The sequence below is a fragment of the Streptomyces sp. NBC_01257 genome (genome assembly GCF_035917255.1).
Taxonomy (GTDB): Bacteria; Actinomycetota; Actinomycetes; order Streptomycetales; family Streptomycetaceae; genus Streptomyces.
Window position 1 is genome coordinate 7,704,770 of the sequence record NZ_CP108472.1, and the last position, 24,085, is coordinate 7,728,854.

General features: G+C 72.8%; 21 protein-coding genes and 1 pseudogene. 12 read left to right on the forward strand and 10 right to left on the reverse strand.

All coding sequences use genetic code 11. The annotated features are described in order from the left end of the window. The first annotated feature begins 159 nt into the window (after positions 1 to 159). The 5 genes and pseudogenes from OG408_RS33670 to OG408_RS33690 all read left to right on the forward strand — a co-directional run bounded on the left by OG408_RS33670 (position 160) and on the right by OG408_RS33690 (position 5,099). Positions 160 to 461, forward strand: a pseudogene (locus OG408_RS33670) (hypothetical protein). Positions 462 to 526: 65 nt separating this feature from the next. Next, positions 527 to 1,390, forward strand: a complete 864-nt coding sequence (locus OG408_RS33675; RefSeq protein WP_326673559.1) for a 3-hydroxybutyryl-CoA dehydrogenase — start codon at positions 527 to 529, stop codon at positions 1,388 to 1,390. Positions 1,391 to 1,568: 178 nt separating this feature from the next. Next, positions 1,569 to 3,029, forward strand: coding sequence for an aldehyde dehydrogenase (locus tag OG408_RS33680; protein ID WP_326673560.1), 1,461 nt, complete (start codon positions 1,569 to 1,571; stop codon positions 3,027 to 3,029). 26 nt (positions 3,030 to 3,055) lie between these two features. After that, on the forward strand, positions 3,056 to 4,132 hold the full coding sequence (locus tag OG408_RS33685; RefSeq protein WP_266785110.1) for a zinc-binding dehydrogenase: 1,077 nt from the start codon (positions 3,056 to 3,058) through the stop codon (positions 4,130 to 4,132). A gap of 460 nt (positions 4,133 to 4,592) precedes the next feature. Further along, positions 4,593 to 5,099: an AfsR/SARP family transcriptional regulator gene (locus OG408_RS33690; RefSeq protein ID WP_285565065.1), complete on the forward strand. Its 507-nt coding sequence runs from the start codon at positions 4,593 to 4,595 to the stop codon at positions 5,097 to 5,099. Between the two features lie 491 nt (positions 5,100 to 5,590). On the opposite strand, the gene OG408_RS33695 is transcribed toward OG408_RS33690, so the two are convergent. Beyond that, positions 5,591 to 5,944 (reverse strand): DUF6204 family protein, encoded by a 354-nt coding sequence (locus OG408_RS33695; protein WP_285565064.1) that lies wholly within the window; start codon positions 5,942 to 5,944, stop codon positions 5,591 to 5,593. Between the two features lie 219 nt (positions 5,945 to 6,163). On the opposite strand from OG408_RS33695, the gene OG408_RS33700 reads away from it, so the two are divergent. Next, a complete protein-coding gene (locus OG408_RS33700; RefSeq protein WP_326673561.1) occupies positions 6,164 to 8,134 on the forward strand; it encodes a DUF5107 domain-containing protein in 1,971 nt (656 codons plus the stop codon). A 60-nt stretch (positions 8,135 to 8,194) separates the two neighbouring features. Here the strand turns inward: OG408_RS33700 and OG408_RS33705 are convergent, their stop codons facing one another. The 3 genes from OG408_RS33705 to OG408_RS33715 form a co-directional block, all read right to left on the reverse strand. Then, positions 8,195 to 8,551 carry a VOC family protein gene (locus OG408_RS33705; protein WP_266785116.1) on the reverse strand — a complete coding sequence of 119 codons (357 nt, stop codon included), beginning with the start codon at positions 8,549 to 8,551 and terminating at the stop codon, positions 8,195 to 8,197. Positions 8,552 to 8,665: 114 nt separating this feature from the next. Further along, a complete protein-coding gene (locus tag OG408_RS33710; RefSeq protein ID WP_266785118.1) occupies positions 8,666 to 9,475 on the reverse strand; it encodes a class I SAM-dependent methyltransferase in 810 nt (269 codons plus the stop codon). 262 nt (positions 9,476 to 9,737) lie between these two features. Then, the gene (locus tag OG408_RS33715) at positions 9,738 to 11,234 is read right to left on the reverse strand and encodes a bifunctional phosphatase PAP2/diacylglycerol kinase family protein (protein WP_326673562.1); all 1,497 of its coding nucleotides are present in this window, start codon (positions 11,232 to 11,234) and stop codon (positions 9,738 to 9,740) included. 261 nt (positions 11,235 to 11,495) lie between these two features. Between OG408_RS33715 and OG408_RS33720 the strand changes: the two genes are divergently transcribed. Both OG408_RS33720 and OG408_RS33725 read left to right on the forward strand, forming a co-directional pair. After that, positions 11,496 to 12,269, forward strand: a complete 774-nt coding sequence (locus OG408_RS33720) for an IclR family transcriptional regulator (RefSeq protein ID WP_266785122.1) — start codon at positions 11,496 to 11,498, stop codon at positions 12,267 to 12,269. Continuing rightward, on the forward strand, positions 12,266 to 13,117 hold the full coding sequence (locus OG408_RS33725) for an SMP-30/gluconolactonase/LRE family protein (RefSeq protein WP_326673563.1): 852 nt from the start codon (positions 12,266 to 12,268) through the stop codon (positions 13,115 to 13,117). Before OG408_RS33720 ends, OG408_RS33725 begins: the two co-directional genes overlap by 4 nt. A gap of 52 nt (positions 13,118 to 13,169) precedes the next feature. Here the strand turns inward: OG408_RS33725 and OG408_RS33730 are convergent, their stop codons facing one another. The 3 genes from OG408_RS33730 to OG408_RS33740 form a co-directional block, all read right to left on the reverse strand. Next, positions 13,170 to 14,135 carry a hypothetical protein gene (locus OG408_RS33730; protein ID WP_266785126.1) on the reverse strand — a complete coding sequence of 322 codons (966 nt, stop codon included), beginning with the start codon at positions 14,133 to 14,135 and terminating at the stop codon, positions 13,170 to 13,172. 140 nt (positions 14,136 to 14,275) lie between these two features. Continuing rightward, positions 14,276 to 15,304, reverse strand: a complete 1,029-nt coding sequence (locus OG408_RS33735; RefSeq protein ID WP_266785128.1) for a zinc-dependent alcohol dehydrogenase — start codon at positions 15,302 to 15,304, stop codon at positions 14,276 to 14,278. After that, a complete protein-coding gene (locus OG408_RS33740; protein WP_326673564.1) occupies positions 15,301 to 16,455 on the reverse strand; it encodes a mandelate racemase/muconate lactonizing enzyme family protein in 1,155 nt (384 codons plus the stop codon). Before OG408_RS33740 ends, OG408_RS33735 begins: the two co-directional genes overlap by 4 nt. 227 nt (positions 16,456 to 16,682) lie before the next feature. Between OG408_RS33740 and OG408_RS33745 the strand changes: the two genes are divergently transcribed. Both OG408_RS33745 and OG408_RS33750 read left to right on the forward strand, forming a co-directional pair. Then, entirely contained in the window at positions 16,683 to 17,933 is a 1,251-nt protein-coding gene (locus OG408_RS33745) for an aminotransferase class I/II-fold pyridoxal phosphate-dependent enzyme (protein WP_266785132.1), read from the forward strand. A gap of 38 nt (positions 17,934 to 17,971) precedes the next feature. Next, entirely contained in the window at positions 17,972 to 19,036 is a 1,065-nt protein-coding gene (locus OG408_RS33750) for an MBL fold metallo-hydrolase (RefSeq protein ID WP_326673565.1), read from the forward strand. Positions 19,037 to 19,045: 9 nt separating this feature from the next. On the opposite strand, the gene OG408_RS33755 is transcribed toward OG408_RS33750, so the two are convergent. Genes OG408_RS33755 through OG408_RS33765 form a run of 3 tightly spaced genes read right to left on the reverse strand, consistent with a single transcriptional unit; the run spans position 19,046 to position 21,961 of the window. Further along, positions 19,046 to 19,672: a DedA family protein gene (locus OG408_RS33755; RefSeq protein ID WP_266786583.1), complete on the reverse strand. Its 627-nt coding sequence runs from the start codon at positions 19,670 to 19,672 to the stop codon at positions 19,046 to 19,048. Then, positions 19,672 to 20,454: an MBL fold metallo-hydrolase gene (locus OG408_RS33760; RefSeq protein WP_266785136.1), complete on the reverse strand. Its 783-nt coding sequence runs from the start codon at positions 20,452 to 20,454 to the stop codon at positions 19,672 to 19,674. The genes OG408_RS33755 and OG408_RS33760 overlap by 1 nt, the downstream gene beginning before the upstream one ends. A 55-nt stretch (positions 20,455 to 20,509) precedes the next feature. Next, positions 20,510 to 21,961, reverse strand: a complete 1,452-nt coding sequence (locus OG408_RS33765) for a PucR family transcriptional regulator (RefSeq protein WP_266785138.1) — start codon at positions 21,959 to 21,961, stop codon at positions 20,510 to 20,512. 110 nt (positions 21,962 to 22,071) lie between these two features. Here OG408_RS33765 and OG408_RS33770 point away from each other — a divergent pair, with 110 nt between their 5' ends. Both OG408_RS33770 and OG408_RS33775 read left to right on the forward strand, forming a co-directional pair. Continuing rightward, entirely contained in the window at positions 22,072 to 23,607 is a 1,536-nt protein-coding gene (locus OG408_RS33770) for a purine-cytosine permease family protein (RefSeq protein ID WP_266785140.1), read from the forward strand. Between the two features lie 41 nt (positions 23,608 to 23,648). Continuing rightward, positions 23,649 to 24,056, forward strand: coding sequence for a YybH family protein (locus OG408_RS33775; RefSeq protein WP_326673566.1), 408 nt, complete (start codon positions 23,649 to 23,651; stop codon positions 24,054 to 24,056). Positions 24,057 to 24,085 lie beyond the last annotated feature (29 nt).

A 24,085-nucleotide genomic window follows, 5' to 3' on the forward strand; every position in this document is an offset into this window, starting at 1 on the left:
CACGTCCGGCACACCTGCCGGATTCTCATAAGTTAATCCTCGATAACCTCAGAGTCTAGGTCCAGCGTGCTAACTTCCCTGGAAACATTGGACGTCATCGCGCCGTGAGTGATGCAACGCTTGCCAGTAGCGACGATCGACGACGGTGAGCGAGGGGGCATGGAGCTCGTAGCGGCGGAACTCGTCTACCGGCGCTGCCGGTGGTGCGCTACGGCCTCCTTCCGGAGGCTGCTGCTCGGGAGACGGCCAGGGGTGTCGTGGTCCGGTCGACTGTGGTGAGGCGTTACCGAAGGGCGCTGCGCAGTGAGCCGGTCGCCCGGTTCCCGGAGGGCTTCACGCTCCGCTGCCGGGTCGTCGGCGCCCCGCCGCACCTGGTGCGCGAGGGGACCCGGGTGCGCCCGGCGGCCGGGACCGACCCGAACTCCGCCGGTGAGCTCGTCTTCGTAGTGGTCGGGGTGTGAGAAGCGCGGGCCACCGGTGAACGTGCGCGGTGGTGCCGGAAACAGTGAGAGAGGACATCCGAAGGATGCGTGAATTCAGTCGAGTCGGAGTCGTGGGCTGCGGCCTCATGGGCTCCGGGATAGCCCAGGTCTGCGCACGCGCCGGCCTCGACGTACTGGTCGCCGAGCGGGACGCTCAGGCACTGGCCGCCGGCCGGTCCCGGCTGATCGACTCGATGGACCGCGGGATGCGCGGTGGCAAGCTCACCGAGGAAGAGCGCGAGGCGACGCTCCGGAGGCTGGCCTTTACCTCCGACCTCGCCGACTTCGCCGACCGCGATCTGGTGATCGAGGCGGTCGCCGAGCGTCCAGACGCCAAGATGTCCGTGTTCGAGCAGCTCGACCGGGTGCTCGCCGACAGTGAGGCGGTCATCGCCTCCAACACCTCGTCGATCCCGATCATCGACCTGGCCGCCGTCACGGCGCGGCCGCAGAACGTCGTCGGTGTCCACTTCTTCAACCCGGTGCCGGTGCAGCGGCTGGTCGAGGTCATTCCCACCCAGTTGACCGCGGACGAGGTCACCGACGAGGTGACGGCCTTCGCCGAGCTGAGGCTCGGCAAGACGGTGATCCGCGCCAAGGATCGCGCGGGCTTCGTGGTCAACGCGCTACTCGTTCCCTACCTCGTCTCCGCCGTGCGGATGCTGGAATCCGGGGTGGCCTCGGCCGAGGACATCGACGCCGGCATGGTGCTCGGCTGCGCCCATCCGATGGGACCGCTCCGGCTGCTCGACCTCATCGGCCTGGACACGGCGCTGTCGATCGCCGAATCGATGTACGAGGAGTTCAAGGAGCCGCTGTACGCCCCGCCGCCGCTGCTGCGGCGAATGGTGGCGGCGGGTGCCGTGGGGCGGAAGGCGGGGCGTGGGTTCCATGTCTACGCGGGCTGAGATCGCCCTAGACATGCCTGTTAGTCTGAATTAACTTATTGCGCGAAGAAGCCGGACTTCACTGGGGTGAATCCTGCCTGTGGAGTAGTCGTGGTTCACTTAGATGGATTTCTCGATCATGTGGCCGACCGCCGTCCGGTATCGCCCTTCCTGTGCAACGACTGCGAGGACCCCGCACATGACCGACATCCTGGAACACCGCTCCCTCTACATCGGCGGCCGGTGGGCCGAGCCCGCCGGCCAGGACACCATCGAGGTGGTGTCGCCGGTGACCGAGCAGGTCGTCGGACGGGTGCCGCACGCGACCCCCGAGGACGTGGACCGAGCGGTCGCCGCGGCCCGTGAGGCCTTCGACCACGGCCCGTGGCCCCGGATGACGCTCGCGGAGCGTATCGAGGTCGTCACCCGTATCAAGGGCGCCATCGCCGCGCGCCACCAGGAGCTGGCCGAGCTGGTCACCCTGCAGAACGGTTCGCCGATGCTGTTCTCGGTGCGCGGCCAGGCCCTGTCCGCCGTCGGAGCCTTCGCCGCGTCGCTGGCGGCCGCCGCCCGGTTCGCCGTGGAGGACGAGCGCCAGGGCACCGGCGGTCCGGTCCTCGTGCGCCGCGAGCCGGTCGGCGTCGTCGCCACGATCACCCCGTGGAACGTCCCCCAGCTCACCATCGCGGGCAAGCTCGCCCCCGCGCTGCTCGCCGGCTGCACGGTCATCCTCAAGCCGTCCCCGGAGACCCCGCTCGACGCCCTGTGGCTCGCGGACCTGTGCGCTGAAGCCGGCCTCCCCGAGGGAGTGCTGAGCGTCCTGCCCGCCGACCGCGAGACCAGCTCCTACCTGGCCGCGCACCCCGGCATCGACAAGGTCGCCTTCACCGGGTCGGTCGGTGCGGGCAAGGCGATCATGGCCGCCGCCTCGCAGAACCTCACCCGCGTCTCCCTGGAGCTGGGCGGCAAGTCCGCCGCGATCGTCCTCGACGACGCGGACCTGTCGGTGGCCGTCCCCGCGATCGTCGGCGGCACCTGCGCCGCCAACAGCGGCCAGGCGTGCGTCGCGCTGACCCGTGTGCTGGTCGCGGCCTCCCGCTACGACGAGGTGGCCGCCGCACTCACCGGTGCCTTCGCCTCGCTCACCATCGGCGACCCCAGCGACCCGAAGACCGTGGTCGGCCCGATGGTCACCAGGAACCAGCAGCAGCGCAACCTCGACTACATCCGGATCGGCCAGGAGGAGGGCGCCAAGCTCCTCACCGGCGGCGGTGTCCCCGAGGGCCTGACCACCGGCTGGTACGTCGAGCCCACCCTGTTCGGCGAAGTCACCAACGACATGCGGATCGCCCGCGAGGAGATCTTCGGTCCCGTCGTCTGCCTGATCCGGTACGAGACCGAGGACGAGGCCGTCGCCCTCGCCAACGACTCGGACTTCGGCCTTTCCGGAGCCGTGTTCGGCGCCGACACCGAGCGCGCCACGGAGGTCGCCCGCAAGGTCCGCACCGGCACGATCACCGTCAACGGCTTCCGCCTCGACCTGGCCGCACCCTTCGGCGGTTTCAAGCACTCCGGGATCGGCCGGGAGTTCGGCCCCGAGGGCCTCTCCGGCTACTTCGAGTACCAGACCGTCAACCTTCCGGCTCCGGCCAAGTCCTGACCCTCACCACTTCACAGGAGAACGTGATGCACGCAGCAGTACTGCACAAGACCGGTGACGCGACCCTGGACGTGAGGGACGTCGAGACCGTCTCCTTCGGCCCAGGCCGGGTCCGCGTCAAGATGCACAAGGCCGGCCTCTGCCACTCCGACCTCTCCGGCATGAGCGGTGTGCTCACACACCCGGCGCCGTTCGTCCCCGGCCACGAGGGTGCGGGCGAGGTGATCGAGGTCGGCGAGGGCGTCACCCACGTCAAGCCCGGTGACCGCGTCATCGTCTGCTGGATGCCTCCCTGCGACAAGTGCCCCTCCTGCAAGCTGGGGGAGGGCCATATGTGCCGCAGCGGCTACCGTAACCTCGCCAACCCCAACTTCAAGGACGGCGAGACGATCGTCCCCGGCATGCTCGGTGCCGGTACCTTCGCCGAGGAGACGGTCATCGCGGCCTACGCGGCAATCCCGATCCCCGACGACGTCCCGTACGACATCGCCGCCCTCATCGGCTGCGGAGTCACCACCGGCATCGGCGCGGCCCTCAACACCGCGAAGGTCAAGCCCGGTTCGTCGGTCGTCGTGATCGGCCTCGGCGGCGTCGGCATCAGCATCCTGCAGGGCGCCAAGGTCGCCGGTGCGGCCCGTATCATCGCCGTCGACCCCACCGGGAACCGCCGTGAGATGGCGCTGAAGTTCGGTGCGACCGACGCCGTGGCCCCCGAGGACCTGGCCGAGACCGTCAAGAACCTCACGGGCGGCTTCGGCGTCGACTACGCCTTCGAGGCCGTCGGCAAGGCCGTCACCCTGCGCGCCGCCTACGACGCCACCCGCCTCGGCGGCACCGTCTGCCTCGTCGGCGCCGGTTCGCGCACCGACATGAGCGACATCAGCATGGCCGAGCTGGTCCTCAACGAGAAGGCGATCCTGCCCTCGTTCTACGGCGGCGCCGACATCCGCCGCACCTACGCCACGATCATCGACCTGTGGCGCGCGGGCCGCATCGACCTGGAGTCGATGATCACCCACCACGTCCCGCTGACGGACATCAACGAGGCGATCCGCCAGATGCACACCGGCGAGGCGCTGCGCACCATCATCGACATCGCCTGACCGCTCGCGGAGGAGCGGCGCGCCCGGTGATCCCGGCGGAGGAACGAACGGGATCACCGGGCGCGACAACACCGCCGCAAGGGTGGTTGATCATCTCTAAGGTGTGCGCCATGCCAGCCCCGGCCGAGACCCCCTGTGTTCCGCTGTTGACCCGGCACCTCATCGGGGGTTCGGGGCGGTTCGTGACGACGGCGTGCAGATCCCCCGCGCTGGCGGCGCAGCACCGCGCAGAGGTTGGTGAAGCTGCTCGCCGTGGCGCCGGGACAGCGGCACCATTGCGAAGTGGTGATGGAGCAGCTGTGGCCGGGCGTCCCGATGGAGTCGGCGCTACGGAACCTGCGGGTCACGCTGCACGCAGCGCGCCACGCCCTGGAGCCGGAACCCGCGCCCCGCACCCCGTCGTCCTACGTGGCGGCGGAGGGCGAGATGCTCTTCCTCACGGTGGGCCGGGTACGCGTCGATGTCGACGAGGCGGAGGAGTCCGCCAGCGTCGGGCGACGCCGACGCGCTCGGCGCGGCGCTGGCCTCGCTGGGCCGGGAGCTGCTGCCCGAGGACCGTTGCGCGGACTGGGCACGGGAACGCCGCCGCCGTGTCGAGGCGTTGTGCGAAGAGCTCGTACGGCGGCTGGCGGAGCGTCTGCTGGCCGACGGCCGAACCAAGGACGCGGTGGGTGTGCTGCGCGAGGCGCTGGACCGTTCCCCCGCCGACGAGAGACTGCACCTGCTGCTGGTGCGGACCTGGTGCGCGATGGGCCGGCCACGCCAGGCCATCCGGCAGTACCACGCCTGTCGTGAGGCGCTCGCCGAAGAACTGGGCGTGCGGCCGGGCGCCGAACTGGAGGCGCTGCACCGGACCGCCCTGGCCGCGCTGGACGCCCGAACCGCCGCCCCGCGTGCCCGCACCACGCCGGACCTCGCGCATCTGGACGCCCTCGTTCTCATTTCCGCAGGAACCCCTTGGGATTGATCATCTAGGCGGGTACCCCCACCTGTTCATCGCCCTCGCCTGCATATCCGCAGCCGGCTGTCTCACCGCACTGAGAACAACAACCACGTGATGGGGCGGAACCTCAGACTCACTGGGGCTGGCATCCTGCCCAGCTTCCTCGGCCAAGTGGCACCCATCAGCGGACAAGTGACAGATGGCACTCTGTCCATAGTCCTGGCTCGCACGCGAGATCTGGCGCAGCAGGCAGAGCGTCCATGGCGCTGTACCCATTCTTGAAGCTGCCCGGTCCCCGTCCCGATGCGCGGCAGCACGTTGACGGCCCGCCGGACTGGCGAGGTCCGAGCCTGCCTTGCCTCCGTCGTGAGCGGGCCCCTGAAGCGGACTGAGCCCGGGACTTTCAGCTCTGTCAGAGGGACTTCCCGGGACGATCCGTCGTGCAAACCGGTAAGCCCGTGACAGAGCTGAAAGTAGAGAGTCTCCTGGTCAGAGGTGCCGTAGCCGGCCCGCCGTCACAACGTCCCCGGCCCCCGCCGCCCCTTGTAATTGATCTTCATCGTGTCCATGTCCGTCGCCGTCGACCGCAGCTCGCCGTGGCCGTAACCGGCCTTCCGCAGCGCCGTCTGCGCGCGGTCCTCGGCGATCGCGGCCGCCATCTCGTCACCGTCCTGCGCGTCCGACACGACCACGTAGCGGAAGCTGAAGTGCTTGAGCACCCGGTCGTAGGTCAGCGAACCCTCCTCGCTGAACTGCATCGCGGCCAGCCCGTGCTGCTCGACCTCGGCCAGCAGCCGCTCGCGCGCCTCGTCCGTCAGCCCCTCCCACGTGCCGCGCACGATCACTCGGTAGGTGTGCTGCGTGCTCATCGTGTCCCGCCCGTTCCGTTTCGTGTACCGCACAACGCCTGCCCGGGGAGCCTACGGCGCCGGGGGCGGGGCGGAAACGGAATATCGGGCGGCGCGGCGACGGGCGGCTTTGCCGAAGTCTGATGGCTGATCCCCTGGTCCGCGCGGCGTCGAGCGTGTTCCATGGTCATCGGGGGGCGCCCGGACCTGCGGCGGCCCGCGTGAGGGAGCGAGGTTGCCTTGGCCACCACCGTACGACGTACCGTCCTGACCCTGCCCGCGGCGGCGCCGGGGCCGGAGAATCCGCTGCCCGCGCTGCGGCCGCTGGACGAGATGCATGTCGTCGACGACCGCGACCGGGCGGCCCTGCCCCGTGACATGGCCCGGCAGATCGGGCACGAACCGCTCGCCACCGTCCTTCCCGTGCGCATCCTCGACGGCTACGGACGCGAGCGCACCCCGACCGACCTCGACGCGATCGTCATCGAGAACGACCGGCTGCGCGCCACCGTCCTGCCCGGACTCGGCGGACGCGTCCACTCCCTCTTCCACAAGCCGACCGGCCGCGACCTCGTCTACGCCAACCCCGTGCTCCAGCCCGCCGACTTCGCACTCAACGGCGCCTGGTTCTCCGGCGGCATCGAGTGGAACATCGGCGCGACCGGCCACACCACCCTGTCCTGCGCCCCGGTGCACGCCGCCCGCGTCCCGGCGCCCGACGGCGGCGAGATGGTCCGGCTCTGGGAGTGGGAGCGGCTGCGCGACCTGCCGTTCCAGGTCGACCTGTGGCTGCCCGAGGACTCCGACTTCCTCCACGTCGGCGTGCGGATACGCAACCCGCACGAGCACCCCGCCCCCGTCTACTGGTGGTCCAACATCGCCGTCCCGGAGGGCGAGCGCACCCGGGTGCTGGCACCGGCCGACGAGGCCTGGCACTTCGGCTACGAACGGACGCTGACCCGGGTCCCGGTCCCCGAGTCCGGCGGAGTCGACCGTACGTACCCGCTGCGCGGCGACTTCCCCGCCGACTACTTCTACGAGGTGCCCGACGGCGCCCGCCGCTGGATCGCCTCGCTCGACGAAGGCGGCCACGGGCTCGTCCAGACCTCCACCGATCTGCTCCGGGGCCGCAAGCTGTTCCTCTGGGGCAGCGGGCCCGGCGGCCGCCGCTGGCAGGAGTGGCTCACCGAGCCCGGCACGGCCGGCTACGCGGAGATCCAGGCAGGCCTCGCCCGCACCCAGCTGGAACACGTACCGCTGGAGCCGGGCGGCGAGTTCAGCTGGCTGGAGTCGTACGGGCCGCTGGCCGCGGACCCCGCGACCGTGCACGGCGACGACTGGGCGGCAGCCCGCGCCGAGACGGAGCAGCGGCTCGCGGCGGTGCTCCCGCGTGCCGACGTGGACGCCGCGTACCGGGCCTGGCGGCGCTGTGCCGACACGGAACCGGGCGAGGTCCTCGCCACCGGTTCGGGCTGGGGCGCCCTCGAGGTGCGGCGCGCCGGGTACAAGCTGCCCGGCACCCCGTTCGCGGAGTCCACGCTCGGCGAACAGCAGGCCCCCTGGCTGGAACTGCTGGAACAGGGCTCGTTCCCCGAACCCCGCCGCGTCGCTCCGCCCGGGCCCACCCTCGTCTCCCCGCACTGGCGCGACATGCTGGAGACGGCATCCGCCGAACCGCTCACCGAATACCACCTCGGCGTCGCCCAGTGGCACTCCGACGACCGGGCGCAGGCGGTCCGCAGCTGGGAGCGCGGTCTCGCGCTCGCCCCGTCGCGCTGGCCGCTGCTGCGCTGCCTCGCCGTCGCGGCCCAGGAGAGCGGCCAGCAGGACCGCGCGGCCGATCACTACGCGGAGGCGTTCGACGACCTGTGCGCGGAGCGCCGCGACGACGGCGAGAGCTGGTCCGCCGCCACGGCCGCCCTCGGCCGGGAGGCGATCGAGGCACAGCTGACGGCGGGCCGCACCGCCGAGGCGCGCACGGTCTGGGACGGCCTGCTGCCGGAGCTGCGCCTCCGGGGCCGCTTCCGCCTCCTGGAGGCACGCCTCCTGATCGCGGAGGGGGACCGGGTGGCGGCCCGCGCCCTGTTCGACGCGGGACTCGAGGTCGCCGACCTCCGCGAGGGCGCCGAGATCCTGGACGAGGTGTGGGCCGAACTCACCGACGAGCCGCTGCCGGACGCGTACAACTACCGGATGCGGCCGCGGGAGTGAGGAGCCTGGGCCTCTCCCGGCCCTGAGGGGCTGTCCCGCCAGGAATTGCGGGACAGCCCCTCAGCCGGCGGCGCGGTTGCGGTCGACGTACTCGAAGACCGAGCCGTCCGGGTGCACCGCGATCAGGTTGCGGCCGACCGGAGTCGGGACGGGGCCCGCGATGACGTGGGCGCCGACCCGGGTCAGTGAGGCGTGGGCCTCGTCGACGTCCTTCACGGCGATCGTCGCGGTCACCTTGCGCAGGATCTCCAGCTCGGACTCGGGACCGCTCATCAGCAGAAAGCAGCTGACGGCGGCGACGGAGACCCCGCCGCGCTCGAAGCGCTGCGCCGAACTCGCCGTCAGGTCCTCGTAGAAGGCCACCGCGGCCTCCAGGTCGTCGACGCAGATACGCAGCGTGGTTCCCAGGATTTCCATGCCGAACAGGGTAGTTGGCCGGTCAGCGGTGTGTGATCGATTCGGCGGAGGGGAGCGGGCCGCCCCGGACGCGGCGCGCGGCCGGCACCCGGGGCGGTGGTCCCCGGACGGGCCTCAGGCCCGGCAGAGGACCTCGCCGTGCGGGACCATGAACCAGCCGTCGTCCTGCGCACCCCAGGTGCGCCAGGCCTCCGCGAGCGCGGTCAGCTGCTCCTGCGTCGCATGGCCGCCGTCGACCGCGCGTGCGGCATAGGCCGAGCCGACGGTACGGTCCGCCCACAGGCCGCTCCACCAGTCCCGGCTCTCCGGGGTGGCGAAACACCAGGAGGCGGCCGTCGGCGTGATGTCGGTGAAGCCCGCCTCGCGCGCCCAGGAGAGCAGTCGGCGTCCCGCGTCCGGCTCCCCGCCGTTGGCCCGTGCCACCCGTCGGTACAGCTCCTGCCAGGCGGTCATCTCGGGGGACTCCGGGAACCAGCTCATCGCCGCGTAGTCGCTGTCGCGGGCCGCGACGAGGCCACCGGGCCGGCAGACCCGCCGCATCTCGCGCAGCGCCTGCACCGGGTCTCCTACGTGCTGGAGCACCTGGTGGGCGTGGACGACGTCGAACGAGTCGTCCGGGAAGTCCAGGGCGTGGACGTCGGCGACGGCGAACTCGACGTTGTCCAGACCCCGTTCGGCGGCCTCCGCGGCCGCCTTGTCCAGGATCTCCCGGGTGGTGTCGACGGCCGTCACCCGGCCGGGGGCGACCAGCGCGGCCAGGTCCGCGGTGATGGTGCCGGGTCCGCAGCCCACATCCAGCACGGCCATGTCCGGGCGGAGTTCACCGATGAGGTAGGCCGCGGAATTGGCGGCGGTACGCCAGCGGTGCGAGCGCAGCACCGACTCGTGGTGGCCGTGGGTGTAGACGGCGGTCTCCTTCGGCATGACCGTGCATCCTCTCTCGGAACTCTCGGAACAGTCGGCTCTCAGGGCTCTCGGAACTCTTGGAACGCGCACCGGGAAAGCGCTGATCGGTAGGGCCACCGTACGCCTGAATGCCGAATGGTGAGATCCGTATCTTGCTATGTGGACACGATGGCGGTGGTGCGGGAGTACGCGACGGGGGCGGCCGACTCCGCGTCGGCCGCCCCCTGTTCGGCCGACTCCGCGTCGGCCGTTCCTTCCGTTCGCCCGGACCGGGCCGGTCTCACACCGTCATCGGGCAGTACACCGTGAGCGCCTCCGGAAGCTTGTCGATCATCAAGTCGCTGTGGCTGTGCGCCACTTCGCCGTCGTACGCGTACGGGGTCCCCGGTCGCAGCCCGGAGATGCGCACGCGGTGGCGGCGGACGGCGGCGTGTATGGGGGAGCGGGTCAGGGGACCGGCGACGGCGGCCGCCAGCAGCCTCAGGCCGGGCGTGCGGCCGCCGTGCACGACCCGTACGTCCAGCAGCCCGTCCGCGAGGTTGTGCCGCCGGCCCGGCGCCGGGCCGACCCGCTGGAACATGCCGTTGCCGATGAACAGCAGCCACAGGGGCCTTCTGCGGCCCTGCAGTTCCGCCTCCAGGGGGCGCTGGCCCCGCAGCACCTTGGCGGCGGCGAGGACTCCGGCCGGCCAGCCGCCGATCCGTGGCGCCCAGTGCTCGCGGGTGCGGACCAGTTCCGGGTAGACGCCCAGGCTGAAGGCGTTGAGGAAGTAGCCGTGGGCGCCCCCGGGGCCGTCCGGACCGGGCCGGAAGCGGCCCAGGTCGACCCGGACCGCGCTGCCCGTGCCGAGCGCGGCGCAGGCGTCGGCCACGGTCTCGATGCCCAGGTCGTACGCGAAGTGGTTCAGCGTCCCGCCGGGGAACACGGCGAGCGGCAGACCGTGCACGGCGGCCACCGAGGCGGCCTGGTTGACCGTGCCGTCACCGCCGCACACCCCCAGCGCCCGGCCGCGCCCGGCGGCCTTCTCCAGCTCGGAGGAGAGCTCGGCGGGAGGGCACTCCACCACCTCGGCCCGCGGCAGGGCCTCGCGGACCAGGGATGCCGTCGCCGTCGCCGTACCCGACTCCTGGTTGACGACGACGACCAGGTCCTGGCCGTCCGGCAGGGCGGGCGCGTGTGCGGGCGGCCTGCCCGGCGCGGGCAGCTGCCCCCGGGTCGGCACGACGCCGCGCAGTGCGAACGCCGCCCCTATGCCCAGTGCGGCACCGGCCAGCACATCGCTCGGATAGTGCACCCCGGTGTAGACGCGGGAGGCGGCCACCGACAGGGCGACAGGGGCGATGACCGCACCCCAGCCCTTCGACTCGAGCGCCACCCCGGTGGCGAACGCGGCGGCGGACGCGGCGTGCCCCGAGGGGAAGGACGTGGTGACCGGCTGGCGCTTCAGCTGCCGTATCACCGGCACGGCGTCCAGTATCGGACGCTCCCGGCGGACCGCCCCCTTGCCGACCGTGTTGATCGTGGCCGAGGCCACCGCCAGTGAGGCGAGCCCGCGCAGGGCGGCCCGCCGCGCCCGGGCGCTGCCACCGAACGCGGCCATGCCCGCGGCGGCGCCGAACCACAGCAGCCCGTGGTTGGCGCTGCGGCTGAGCCGGGGCAGCACGGGCCCGGCGGCCGGCCAGTGCCGCTGGGCCAGGTTCTGGAACACGGCCAGATCGCATCGGTGCATGACGCTCCGCAGGCCGGCGGGGTGTGAAGGGGTGCTCGGTGACGACATGGAACAGCGAATACCCTGCCGGGCCCCGCCGAACCGGCAGGCGCGCCCGAACCGTGCGCACCGGCCTTCGCGCACGGGGCACCACAGGGTCCCATTCACCTGGCATTTCTGCACGAAAGTGAACAAATCCTCCCGGATTCCGTGTGTGCCGAGTGCCGCACGTCACCTCGTCATTGCCCCGGCAAGTCCGCCACGCTTAGCCTGTGTTCGTGATGCCGGTCACTGGCCGGAATGTCGAACACGAGAGGGTGGTGCACGACCATGGGGCGACTCGTCCCCGCGGTGACCAGGGCGCTCGACGTACTCGAACTCTTCCTCCAGGGCGACGGTACGCTCTCCGCGCCCGAGGTCACCCGCAAGCTCCAGCTTCCGCGCACCACCGTCCACGAGCTGCTGACCACGCTCGCCGCCCGCTCGTACCTGGTCACCGTCCCCGACCAGCCCGGCCGCTACCGCCTCGGCGTCCGCACCTACCAGCTCGGCAGCCGGTACGCCGAGCAGCTCGACCTCGCCGCCGAAGGACAGCAGGTGGCGCGGCAGGTCGCCGAGACGTGCGGGGAGACCGTCCATGTGGCGATCCTGGAGGGGGCCGACGTCATCTACATCGCCAAGGTGGACTCCACCCACGCGGTCCGGATGGTGTCCGCGGCAGGCCGCAAGCTGCCCGCCCACTGCACGTCCGTCGGCAAGATGCTCCTCGCCGCCCTGCCCGACCGGGAGCTCGACGCCCGGCTCGACGGTCTCGAACTGACCGGGATGACCCCCAACAGCATCACCGACGAAGGGGAGCTGCGCGCCGCGCTCGCCACCGTGCGGGAGCGGGGCATCGCCGTGGAGCACCGGGAGTCCAACCCCGACGTGAGCTGCGTCGCCGCGCCCGTACGGGACCGGTCGGGCCGGGTCGTCGCCGCGCTCTCCGTCTCCGTGCCCATGATCCGCTGGAGCGAGGAGCGCGAGGGCGAGCTGGCCGGCCTCGCGGCCGAGGGCGCCGAGGCGCTCTCCGGCCGGCTCGGACACCACCGGAGCAGGCCGTGAACCACCCGCGCATCGAGGTCGCCGTACGGGAGCACGCCGCGCTCGGCGAAGGGCCGACCTGGGACCCGGCCGGCCGGCGGCTGATCTGGGTCGACATCCTGTCCGCCCGCGTCCACACCTACGACCCGGAGAGCGGCCGGCGGACCGTCATGGCCACCGAACAGCACGTCGGCGCCGCCAAGCCCCGGGCCGGCGGCGGGCTCGTCGTCAATCTGCGCGACGGCATCGGGCTGTACGACACGGACGGTGCCTTCCGCTGGCTGGTCCACGACGCCGAGCCCGGGCGCCGCGGCAACGACGCCGCGGTCGCACCGGACGGGGCCCTCTGGGCGGGCACCATGCGCTACGACGAGACGGAGACCGGCGGCAGCCTCACCCGGATCGCGCCCGACGGCGCGGCCACCCGGGTGCTGCCACTGGTGGCGTGCAGCAACGGCACCGGATGGAGCCCGGACGGCCGGCTGATGTACTACATCGACACCCCGACCCGCCGGATCGACGTCTTCGACGTGGACGGTGAACAGGTCACGGGGCGCCGCCCGTTCGCGACCGTGGAGGAGGGCGTGGGATATCCCGACGGCCTCACCGTCGACGCCGAGGGGGCCGTCTGGGTCGCCCTGTGGGACGGCGCCGCGCTGCGCCGCTACACCCCCGACGGCAGGCTGGACCGCGTCGTCCGTCTGCCGGTGCGCCGGCCCACCGCCTGCGCCTTCGGCGGCCGGGACCTGCGCGACCTCTACGTCTCCACCGCGCGCACCGGCCTCACCCGTCCGCACCCGCTCTCGGGGTCACTGCTCGTCCTGCCGGACGCCGGGCAGGGGACGGCCGCCACCGCCTTCGCGGGCTGAGCCGGCGGGAGCGGCCGGGCGGGTCCGGGGTCCGGACCCGCCCGGCCGCGGCTCACTCCGCCGGGAACCGGCGCAGGGTGCCCGGCAGCCGGGAGCCGAGCGGCGACATGTTCCCGGCAGCGCCGTGCCGGGCCAGCAGATCCAGGACGAGCCGCCCCCGCCGGACCCGCTCGCGCGCCGTGTCCAGGGCGACATCGCGCAGATGGGCGCCGTACGGGTAGATGCCGGGCGCCCTGGACAGGCCGAACTTGAGGTAGAGCGGGGCGCCGCGCCGGATCAGCTCGGCCGCCTCGTACATCCGCACATAGCCGCCGAGATCGTCCGGTGCCTCGATGTACAGGTCCATCGGAGCGGCCGACACCCGCCGGATCTCCGTGAAGTGAGCGAGCGTCAGGTCGGACGGGATGTTGACCGAGTCCGCCCCGAGCTGCTCGAACACGGCGAACGACGCGGGGTTCACCGGCCCGATCAGGGCGGACACCTTGAACGTCGTGTCGGCGGGCAGCACGCCCTGCGCCCGTAGCCGGTGCAGGGTCCAGAGCACCCCCTCGTCCGCCACGAGCAGACACCTCACGCCGAGCGCGGAGGCCCGCAGGGCGTCCTCGACACAACCGGCCAGGGCGTCGTGGCCCCGGGCGCGCAGCCCGGCCCCGCCCGAGTCGGTGCGGAACGAGGCCCCGGTGTCCCAGCTGCCGCGCGGACCGGTGAACAGGCAGAGCTCGATGCCGCGTTCGGCGCAGCCCTCCACCATGTCGGTGATCTCGGCGTCACTGAGCATCCAGATGCCGCTGCCCTGGCTGATCCGGTGGACGGGGACGTCGAGGCGTGCGCTCTCCTTCAGTACGACGGACAGCGCCTCGGGACCCTCCACGGACGGGATCTCGGTCCGCCAGGTGCCGCCGTCGGGAAAGGTGTGCGCGGAGGTGTCGGCCGGGTCGGGGGCGGGGGCGCCGAGCCCGAGCGCGGTGAGCGAGGGCTCACCCGGGCGCCGGACGCCGGCGGGGGATGCGGAGGTCATGAGCGACCTTTCGTGTTCGGTGGGTCGTTCGGTGAATCGTTCGGTGGGCCGGACGAGGTTCGGGTGAATGGGCGACGGGCGGGGTGCCGTGGACCGCAGGGCTGCCGGGGGCGGCGGCGCGCGGCTGACGCGGACACCCCCTACGGACGCATCAGCACCTTGCCCGTCCCCGCGCCGCCGCCCCCGACCAGCGCCACGGCGTCCGCGAACCGCTCCAGCGGGAACTCGTGCGTGATCAGCGCCGCCGGATCCAGCAGCCCCGCGGTGAACGCCCGCACCGCGTACGACCAGGACGCGGAGGACGCCCCGAACACGCTGCGCACCGTGAGCTGGCTCAGCGACAGATGCACCGGGTCGATGCCGGTGGCCCCCGGCGCGAACATTCCGGTCAGCACGACCCGGCCGCCGCGCCGCGCGAGCAGGCAGGCGTCGGCCGCGGTGGTCGCGGCCCCGGCCGTCTCCACGACCAGGTCGTAGCGCCCGTGCACCTCGCCGGCCTCCTTGGGCGCCAGTACCTCGCTCGCCCCGAAGTGCAGTGCCTGGCGCGCCCGTTCGTCCCGTGGGTCGATCACCGTCAGTTCGCCGGGAGACACCGCGGCCAGCAGCTGGACGGTGAGCAGCCCGAGGGTGCCCGCGCCCACCACGGCGATCCGCTCGCCCGGCTCCGGCGCCCCGGCCCGCACCGCCGCGGCGACCACGGCCGCGGGCTCCAGCAGCGCGGCGGCGCGCAGGTCCGCGTCGTCGGCCAGCGGGTGCAGCAGCCGGGCGGGCACCACGACATGGTCGGCGAACGCCCCGGGCCGGGTGAAGCCCGTCTCGTCGTACCCCGAGGTGCACAGCGAGGTCTCGCCGCCGCGGCACCGCTCGCAGCTCCCGCAGGAACGGAATCCCTCGGCGACGGTACGCCGGCCGGTCAGGGCCGGATCGACGCCGGGGCCCACCGCCTCGACCGTGCCCGACCACTCATGACCGGGCACCACCGGATAGCGCACATAGCGCGGATCGCGATGGCCGTCGTACACCTCCCGGTCGCTCATGCAGATGCCCGCGGCGGCCACCTGGACCCGGACCTCGCCCGGACCGGGCTCCGGAACCGGCCCCGAGGTCAGCCGGTGCCGACCCGGCCGGTCGACGAGGACCGCCCGCGACGGGACGGGTGCGGTGCTCACTTGGGCTGCCTCTTCTCCCAGCCGTCGGCCCACAGATCGAACCGGGCCTGCTGCTGCGGGAACTCGGCCGCGGCGTCCACATCGAGCTCGACCCCGAGACCGGGGGCGTCGGACAGCTCGAAGCAGCCGGTCTCCGGGTCGACCTGCGGGGCGCCCTTCACGACCTTCTTGATGTCCGCGTCCGCGAAGTCGTTGAAGTGTTCGAGGATCTTGAAGTTGGGTGTGCAGCCCGCGACCTGGAGGCTGGCGGCCGTCAGCACCGAACCGCCCACGTTGTGCGGGGCGATCAGCATGTAGTGCGTCTCGGCCGTCGCGGCGAGCTTCCGGGTCTCCAGGATGCCGCCGATGTGGCCGACGTCGGGCTGGATGATGTCGGCGGCCTGCGACTCGAAGAGCTCGCGGAACTCGACGCGGTCGTGGATGCGCTCGCCCGTCGCGATCGGCAGATCGACCTTGCCCGCCACCTTCGCGAGCGCCTTGAGGTTCTCCGGCGGCACCGGCTCCTCCAGCCAGGCGGGTTCGAAGGGCGCCATCTCGTGCGCGATCCGCACCGCCGTCGACGGGCTGAACCGGCCGTGCATCTCCAGCATCAGCTCGGTGCCGGGACCGATCGCGTCGCGCACCGCCTCGATCAGCGAGACCGCGTACCGGGTCTCCTCCTGGCCGAGCTCGAAGTGGCCCGTCCCGAACGGGTCGATCTTCAGCGCCCGGTAACCGCGCGCCACGACCCCCGACGCCGCCTCGTGGTACGCCTCCGGGGTCCGCTCGGTGGTGTACCAGCCGTTGGCGTACGCCTTGACCCGGTCGGTGACCCTGCCGCCGAGCAGCTGCCACACCGGCACGCCGAGCGCCTTGCCCTTGATGTCCCAGCAGGCCATCTCGACGACCGCGATGCCGGACATCACGATCTCGCCGGCCCGCCCGTAGTCCCCGTACTTCATCCGGCGTACGAGGTCCTCGACGGCGAACGGATCCGTACCGGCGATGTGGTTGGCCTCCGCCTCGCGCAGATAGCCGATCAGCGCATCGGTGCGGCCGAGCATCCGGGTCTCGCCCACGCCGGTGAGTCCCTCGTCGGTGTGGACCTGCACATAGGTGAGGTTGCGCCAGGGTGTTCCGACCACATGTGTGCTGATTCCGGTGATACGCACGGGAGTTGCCCCTCGACTTGTTCGATATTTCGGCACTCGTTCGAAATCCTGGCGTGACCGTAATGACGCGGCGGGGCGAGTGTCAATGGGGCCGTCGCGTCCCGGTGCGCCTCCCGGGCCCCCGGACGCTTCGCGGTAGCGCAGGCGCCCCGCGCCATTCCCTCGTATAAAGGGCCGGAGAGCGAGGCGGCGGGACCAGGGAGCGAGCGGCGGCGAAGGAGGCCCGGATGGGCCGGGAGCGGACCGGACGGCAGGGACCCGGCACGCCCGGCGTCCGGGAGGACCGCGGACCCGTGCGGTACGGACCGCCCGCGCCGGGCCCCGGACTGCCGGTGCTGCCGGAGCTGGCCGAGGTGCTGGCGGCCGCGGCGGGGGACGGCGCCCCCGAACCGGCCGGCGGCTCGGCGGCCCTGCGCGAGGCCGCCCGCGCCTACTGGGACCGGCGCGGACTGCACGGCGGCGCCGAACACGTCGCCGCCGCGCCCGGCACCTCCCCGCTGATCCTCGCCCTGATCGCCGCGCACGGCGGCGACGTCCTGATGCCACGCCCCTGCCCCGCCTCCTGGATCCCGCAGGCGCGGCTGCTCGGCCGGCCCGCCTACCACGTGCCGACGCCCGCCGAGTGCGGCGGCGTGCCCGACCCGTACGCCCTGCTGGAGACCGTGCGCCGGGTGCGGGCCGAGGGCGGCCGGCCGAGGCTGCTGCTGATCTCGGTGGTGGACGACCCCACCGCCACCGTCGCCCCGCCGGAACTGGTGCGCGAGGCCTGCGAGGCCGCCGTCGCCGAGGGGCTGCACATCGTCAGCGACGAGACCTGGCGCGACACCCTGCACCGGCCGCACGACACCGTGCTGCTCAGCCCGGCCGAGATGTGTCCCGACGATGTCACGGTCGTCTCCGACCTGGCGGGCGCGCTGACCCCGTCGGCCTGGCCGGTCGCCGTCGCCCGGTTCCCCGACACCCCGCGGGCCGCGGTGCGCCACGCCCGTACGCTCGACATCCTCACCGCGCTCGGCGCCCTCGTCGCGGGCCCGGTCGCCGCGGCGGCCGCCCACGCGCTGCGCGAACCGGACGCCGTCACCGAACGGGTCCGCAGGGCCGCCGCGCTGCAGGCCCGGGTCGCCGCCGCGGCCCATCAGGCGGTGCTCGCCTCCGGCGCGCTCGCCCGGCCCCCGCAGGCCGGCCGCCACCTCTACGCGGACCTCGGCCCGCTGCGCTCCCGGCTCGCCGCCCGCGGCGTCACGGACTCGCTGGAGCTGGAGGAATACCTCACGGACCGGCTCGGCGCACCGGTCCCCGGCGGCCACCGCTTCGGTGACGAACTGGGCGCGCTGCGGGTGCGGCTGGGCACCGGATCACTGCTCGGATCCACCCCGCGGCAGCAGCTGGAGTCGCTCACCGCGGTGGAGCCCCTCGAATTGCCGCACGTCGCGGCAGCCCTGAGCATTTTCCGAGCAGCCCTCGACGAACTCCGCTGACGCACGGCGCCGACGCGCCCCGGGACGGGAGTCCTCCGATGACGGAACAGCCAGAGCGCCCCCTCGGCCCGGAAGCGCACCGGGCGTGCCGCGGCGAGGTGGTCACCCCGCGACCGCTCGGCGAGGTGCGCTCCTGGCCCCGGAGCTTCGCCGACCGGCTCACCGCACCCCTGCCCGGCGTCACCGGCATGTCCCGGCTGGCCCGCGAGCACGCCATCCGGCCCAACGCCGAAGGGCTGCGCGGCATCCACCGGCTGCCGTACGCCCCCGAGCCGCTCCCCGCCGTCCCGGCCGGCACCACCTGCGTCACCTGGGCCGGACACGCCAGCTGGATCATCCGCACCGGCGGACTCACCGTCCTGGCCGACCCGGTCTGGTCCCGCCGCATCCTCGGCACCCCGGCCCGGATCACCCCCGTCGGCGTGCCCTGGGAGGAACTGCCGCCGGTCGACGCCGTCGTCATCAGCCACAACCACTACGACCACCTCGACGCCCCCACCCTGCGCCGGCTGCCCCGCCACACCCCGCTCTTCGTCCCGGCCGGGCTGGGCCGCTGGTGCCGCCGCCGCGGCTTCGTCACGGTCACCGAACTCGACTGGTGGGAGTCGGCGGAACTGGACGGAGTCCGCTTCGGCTTCGTGCCCTCGCACCACTGGTCCAAGCGCACCCTCACCGACACCTGCCGCTCCCTGTGGGGCGGCTGGGTGATCGAGGACACCGCGGCACCCGGCCGGGGACAGCGGATCTACTTCGCCGGGGACACCGGCTACGGCCACTGGTTCACCGAGATCGGCCGCCGCCACCCCGGCATCGACCTCGCCCTGCTCCCGATCGGGGCGTACGAGCCGCGCTGGTGGCTCGCCGACGTGCACACCGACCCGGAGGAGGCGGTCCGGGCGTACGAGGATCTCGGCGCCCGCGCCATGGCGCCCATGCACTGGGCGACGTTCCTGCTCTCCGCCGAACCCGTCCTCGAACCCCTCACCCGGCTGCGCACCGCCTGGCAGCGGGCCGGCCATCCGCGCGAACACCTCTGGGACCTGCCGATCGGCGGCTCGCGCATCCTGCACCCGGCGCACGAGCCCCGCACGGTCAGCGGCTGAACCGGCCGGTCACCGGCCGGACCGCGCCCGCAGCCTGCGCCACACCGCCGGCGCCCCGCTGATCAGCAGCGTCAGCCCCACCGCCGCCACGACGCCCTGCCACGGCTCCGGGAACAGCGAGCCGCCGAGGATCCCGATCAGCTGGTACGTGGCGGCCCAGGCCAGACAGGCCGGCACATCGCCCCGGGCGAACCGCCGCAGCGGCATCCGGCCCAGCAGACACGCCAGCATCACCGGGATCCGCCCCGCCGGCACCAGCCGGGACAGCACCAGCACCATCGCACCGTGCTCGTCGAGCTTCTGCTGCGCCTGCGCGAGCCGCTCCGGCGCGGCCCGGTCACTGATCGCCCGCAGCCACTTGGAACCGTTCTTCGACCGCACCCCGCGCTGCCCCAGCCAGTACAGGCAGACGTCGCCGAGGAACGCCGCGGACGACGCCACCGCGAAGACCACCAGCAGCGCGAACGGCGCCGACTGATGGAACGCCACCACGGCCGCCGAGCTCACCAGCGCACCCGTCGGCACCACCGGCACCAGGGCGCCCAGCGCCACCAGCAGGAACAGGGAGGGGTAGCCGACCGCCTGCTGCGTCGACTCCGGGGGCAGCTGCGCCGTCTGCCGCAGGAAATCCAGGATCACCCGGCAGCCCCCGGCCGCACGTGCTCACCGTGCTCCAGCCGGTGCACCGCCACCCCGGGCGCCCGCAGCGCCGCCTGCCGCACGAACTCGTCACCCGGCGAGTGGAACTCGTGGGGCCGGACCCCGTCCATCCCGATCGGCCAGTACGTGCCGTAGTGCACCGGCACGGCCGCGCGCGGCGCCAGCAGGGCCAGCGCCTCGGCGGCGCGCCCCGCGTCGAGATGGCTGTGACCCAGGTACGGCCCCCAGCCGCCGACCGGCAGCAGCGCCACGTCGACCGGGCCGACGGCCCGCGCCATGTCGTCGAAGAGCCCGGTGTCCCCGGCGAAGTAGGTGCGCGCCTCGCCCTCCACCACGTACCCGAGGGCGGGGGAGCGGTGCGGGCCGACCGGAAGCCGCCGCCCGTCGTGCATCGCGGGCACGGCCCGGACCAGCACCTCGCCCACCCGCACCTCGTCGCCCGCCGCCACCTCGGTGATCCGGACCCCGCGCACCCTGCGCAGCAGCCTGAGCCCCGGAACCGCCCGGACCGCACCCAGCGGAACGATCAGCCGGGCGCCCGGGCGGACGCGTGCCAGGGACGGCAGATGAAGATGGTCGGAGTGCAGATGCGAGATCAGGACGACATCGGCGACCGCGGCCGCCGGACCGGGCAGCGCGCCGCGGCGTCGCCGCAGATGCGCGAAGCGCCGTACGAAAAGGGGGTCGGTCAGGACCCGCACACCGGAGTCCTCGATCGTGCAGGTGGCATGACCCCACCAGGTGATCTCCACCGGCACGTGCCGCCTCCTGTTCACCGGACCTGCCGACGAGCCTACGGGCAGGCCGTGACTTTCAGTCGGTGAGCCCCAGCGTGCCCGCCGCCTGGACGGCCAGCCAGACCTCCGCCAGCGCCCCCGTCGACGCCATGTCCCGGCCGGCCAGCGCACCGAAGCGGCGCAGCCGGTAGGCAAGGGTGTTCGGATGGATGTGGAGAGCGGCGGCGGCCGTCTCCGTACGGCGGTCGCGCTCCATCCAGGTGCGGACCGAGACCAGCAGCTGCGAGTCGTGGGCCGCGTCGTAGCGCAGCACCTCCCCGAGCACGTGCTCGACCAGCGCCGTCAGCACCGCCGGGTCGCCGGGCAGCCAGCGGCCCGTCGAGTCGTCGCCGTAGCGGACCACCGGCCGGCCCGACTCGACGGACTTCGACACCGCCCACAGCGCCTCCCGCCGCGCCACCCGCAGGGCGTCGCCGGGCAGGAACGGGCGGCTCATCCCGGCCGCCGCATCGGGCAGCCCGCCGATCTCCCCGGCCAGCTCCGGAGAACCCAGCACATAACGGTCCTCGCCCCACGTCAGCAGCAGATGCGGATGATCCTGGAGACAGCGCAGCAGCGCCTCCTCCGTCGCCTGCCGGATCACGAACAGCACCGTGTCGCCCTCGATCGCGTGCCGCGCCAGCCGGCGCCGGGCCGTCTCCGGGTCGAGCACCTCCTGCAGGAGTTCCGCCAGGGTCTCCGCCCCCTCGCGCCGCAGCGTCTCGCGCTCGGTGCGCACCATCGCGACACGCAGCGCCGCCACCGTGGCGATGTGCTGGACGACCGCGAGCCCCGCGGGCTGCGCGCCCTCGCGCTCGTACGCCACCAGGAAGCCCGCCGGACCGCCGGGCGCGGGCACCGGCAGCACGAAGCCACCCGGGACGGTCGGCGGCGCGTCCGCCGATGCGGGCAGCACCCCGGGCCCGGGTACCGGCACCCCGGGCAGCAGCGGCCGCCCCTGCGGCGTGCAGAGGTACACGTCGTATCCCGACAGCCGCTCCAGCCGGCGCAGCAGCGCCGGCGTGTCCAGGTCCTCCGCCACCAGCCAGCGCAGCGAACCGAAGACCTGGAGCTGGGCGCCCAGCCGGTGCCGGGCGTCCTCCTGCACCGAGGCGGCCACCTCCTGGGACACCGCGATGAAGGGCACGGCGAGCGGCACCTCCAGCACCGGGAAGCCCCGCTCCTCGGCCGCCCGGAAGAACGCGTCGTGCAGCGGCGGCATGTGCAATTGCGCCGAGAGCGCCAGGGCGGCCACCCCGGCGTCGTCCAGCCGCTCCAGATACGCCCGCTGCCCGGCGGCCGTCCGGGGCACCGCAAGGCCCGCCGTCATGATCACCTCGGCGCCGAGCAGCCACGGCGTCGGATCGGCGAGCTCGCTCGCGTGCGCCCAGGAGACGGACCGCCCCAGGCCCCCGCTGCCCGCCTTCACCGTGAGCTGGAGCGCGGGGAACGAGAGGAGATCCTCGACCGTCAGTTTGTTGGTGGCCACAGATAACAGCCTATCCGTCTGTGACTTCCACAATTGCCCAGGTGGGCCGGGCCCCACACACTGAGGGGCCGGCCCCCGCATGAACAGCACGAACAGTAGGTGGAGCACCCGTGACGACCTCGATCACCGAAGTCGAGACCAACGGTGTGGAGCGGATCCCCGACGCGGACCGCACCGCCCGTCCCGTCGACCTCTTCCGGCTCGCCTTCGGCGGTGCCAACACCTTCGCCACCTGTGTGCTCGGCGCCTTCCCGATCCTGTTCGGCCTCTCCTTCTGGCAGGGCCTCGCCGCGACCGTCCTCGGCCTCGTCGCCGGAGCGCTGCTGCTCGCGCCGATGTCGCTGTTCGGCCCGCGCAACGGCACCAACAACGCGGTCTCCTCCTCCGCCCACCTCGGCGTGCACGGCCGGGTCGTCGGCTCGTTCCTGTCGCTGCTCACCGCGGTCGCGTTCTTCTCGATCTCGGTGTGGTCATCCGGCGACGCCCTCGTCGGCGGCGCGCACCGGCTCGCGGACGTCCCCGAGTCCGACCTCTCGTACGGCGTCGCCTACGCGATCTTCGCCGGGCTCGTCCTGGTGGTCTGCGTCTACGGCTTCCGCTTCATGCTGCTGGTCAACAAGATCGCCGTGGTGGCCGCCTCCGCACTGTTCGTGCTGGGCGCCTTCGCGTTCGCCGGGGACTTCGACGCCGGGTACGCGGGCTCGTTCGCCTCGACCGGTGACCCGCTGTTCTGGCCGTCCTTCGTCGGCGCCGCCCTGATCGTGCTGTCCAACCCGGTCTCCTTCGGCGCGTTCCTCGGCGACTGGTCCCGCTACATCCCGGCCGACACCCCGCGCCGCCGCGTCATGGGCGCCGCCTTCCTCGCCCAGACCGCCACCCTGCTGCCGTTCGTCTTCGGCCTCGCCACCGCGTCGATCATCGCCACGAAGGCCGCGAAGTACGTCGACCCGGCCGCCCCCAACTACGTCGGCGGACTGCTCGCCATCTCGCCCGGCTGGTACTTCCTGCCGCTCTGCCTGATCGCCCTGATCGGCGGCCTCTCCACCGGCACCACCGCGCTGTACGGCACCGGGCTCGACGTCTCCAGCGTCTTCACCCGTTTCAGCCGGGTGCAGTCGACGTTCTTCATCGGCGCCCTGTCGATCGCCTTCATCTTCGTCGGCCGCTTCGCGCTCAACCTCGCGCAGTCCATCTCGACCTTCGCCACCCTGATCATCACCTGCACCGCCCCGTGGATGATCGTCATGGCGCTGGGCTACCTGACCCGGCGCGGCTGGTACGACGCCGACGCGCTCCAGGTCTTCAACCGCAGGCAGACCGGCGGCCGCTACTGGTTCAACCACGGCTGGAACTGGCGCGGCCTGGCCACCTGGCTGCTCTCCGCCGGGGTGGCGCTCCTGTTCACCAACCTGCCCGGTCAGTTCGTCGGCCCGCTCGGCGACCTCGCCAACGGCACGGACATCTCACTGCCGGTCGGTCTCGGCCTCGCCGCGGTGCTCTACCTCGTCCTGCTGACCGTCTTCCCCGAGCCGCGCGGGGTGTACGGCCCTGACGGCCCCCGCTTCGTCCGGGCCTCGGACACTCCCGTCCCGCCGATCAGCGGCGCCGACGACGCAGCGGCCCCCGCACCGGCCGCGGCGCTCTGATCCCCGTAACACCACCCCCGCACCCCCTCCAGGAGCCGTCCATGAGCACGCCCGTCCGGGACACCGAGCAGGTCGGGGCCGCAGCCGACGCGCTCGTCGCCGCCTTCACCGAGGGCCGCCTCGACGACTACTTCGGCGCTTTCGCCCCCGACGCGACCTTCGTCTTCCACTCGACGCCGCAGCGGCTCTCCTCCACCGCCGAGTACCGCGCGCTGTGGCAGGAGTGGATCGACCAGGACGACTTCCGCGTCCTCGGCTGCACCTCCACCGGGCAGCTGATCCAGCACTTCGGCTCCACCGCCGTCTTCACCCACGACGTGGAGACGACCGTGTCCACATCGGCCGGGCAGGAGACGGTCCACGAGCGCGAGACGATCGTCTTCGCCCGCGCCGCCGACGGCAGCTGGCCCGCCGTCCACGAGCACCTGTCCGCCCGCACGGCCGGCTGACCGTACCCCCGGCCACGGCCCGGTACGTC

Bases quoted from the DNA above. Each gene is read 5' to 3' on its own strand.
- OG408_RS33730 (WP_266785126.1), bottom strand. From the start codon at position 14,135: ATGACCTCCGCATCCCCCGCCGGCGTCCGGCGCCCGGGTGAGCCCTCG.
- OG408_RS33775 (WP_326673566.1), top strand. From the start codon at position 23,649: ATGAGCACGCCCGTCCGGGACACCGAGCAGGTCGGGGCCGCAGCCGAC.
- OG408_RS33690 (WP_285565065.1), top strand. From the start codon at position 4,593: ATGTCGACGAGGCGGAGGAGTCCGCCAGCGTCGGGCGACGCCGACGCG.
- OG408_RS33685 (WP_266785110.1), top strand. From the start codon at position 3,056: ATGCACGCAGCAGTACTGCACAAGACCGGTGACGCGACCCTGGACGTG.
- OG408_RS33675 (WP_326673559.1), top strand. From the start codon at position 527: ATGCGTGAATTCAGTCGAGTCGGAGTCGTGGGCTGCGGCCTCATGGGC.
- OG408_RS33750 (WP_326673565.1), top strand. From the start codon at position 17,972: ATGACGGAACAGCCAGAGCGCCCCCTCGGCCCGGAAGCGCACCGGGCG.
- OG408_RS33705 (WP_266785116.1), bottom strand. From the start codon at position 8,551: ATGGAAATCCTGGGAACCACGCTGCGTATCTGCGTCGACGACCTGGAG.
- OG408_RS33715 (WP_326673562.1), bottom strand. From the start codon at position 11,234: ATGTCGTCACCGAGCACCCCTTCACACCCCGCCGGCCTGCGGAGCGTC.
- OG408_RS33745 (WP_266785132.1), top strand. From the start codon at position 16,683: ATGGGCCGGGAGCGGACCGGACGGCAGGGACCCGGCACGCCCGGCGTC.
- OG408_RS33720 (WP_266785122.1), top strand. From the start codon at position 11,496: ATGGGGCGACTCGTCCCCGCGGTGACCAGGGCGCTCGACGTACTCGAA.
- OG408_RS33710 (WP_266785118.1), bottom strand. From the start codon at position 9,475: ATGCCGAAGGAGACCGCCGTCTACACCCACGGCCACCACGAGTCGGTG.
- OG408_RS33680 (WP_326673560.1), top strand. From the start codon at position 1,569: ATGACCGACATCCTGGAACACCGCTCCCTCTACATCGGCGGCCGGTGG.
- OG408_RS33695 (WP_285565064.1), bottom strand. From the start codon at position 5,944: ATGAGCACGCAGCACACCTACCGAGTGATCGTGCGCGGCACGTGGGAG.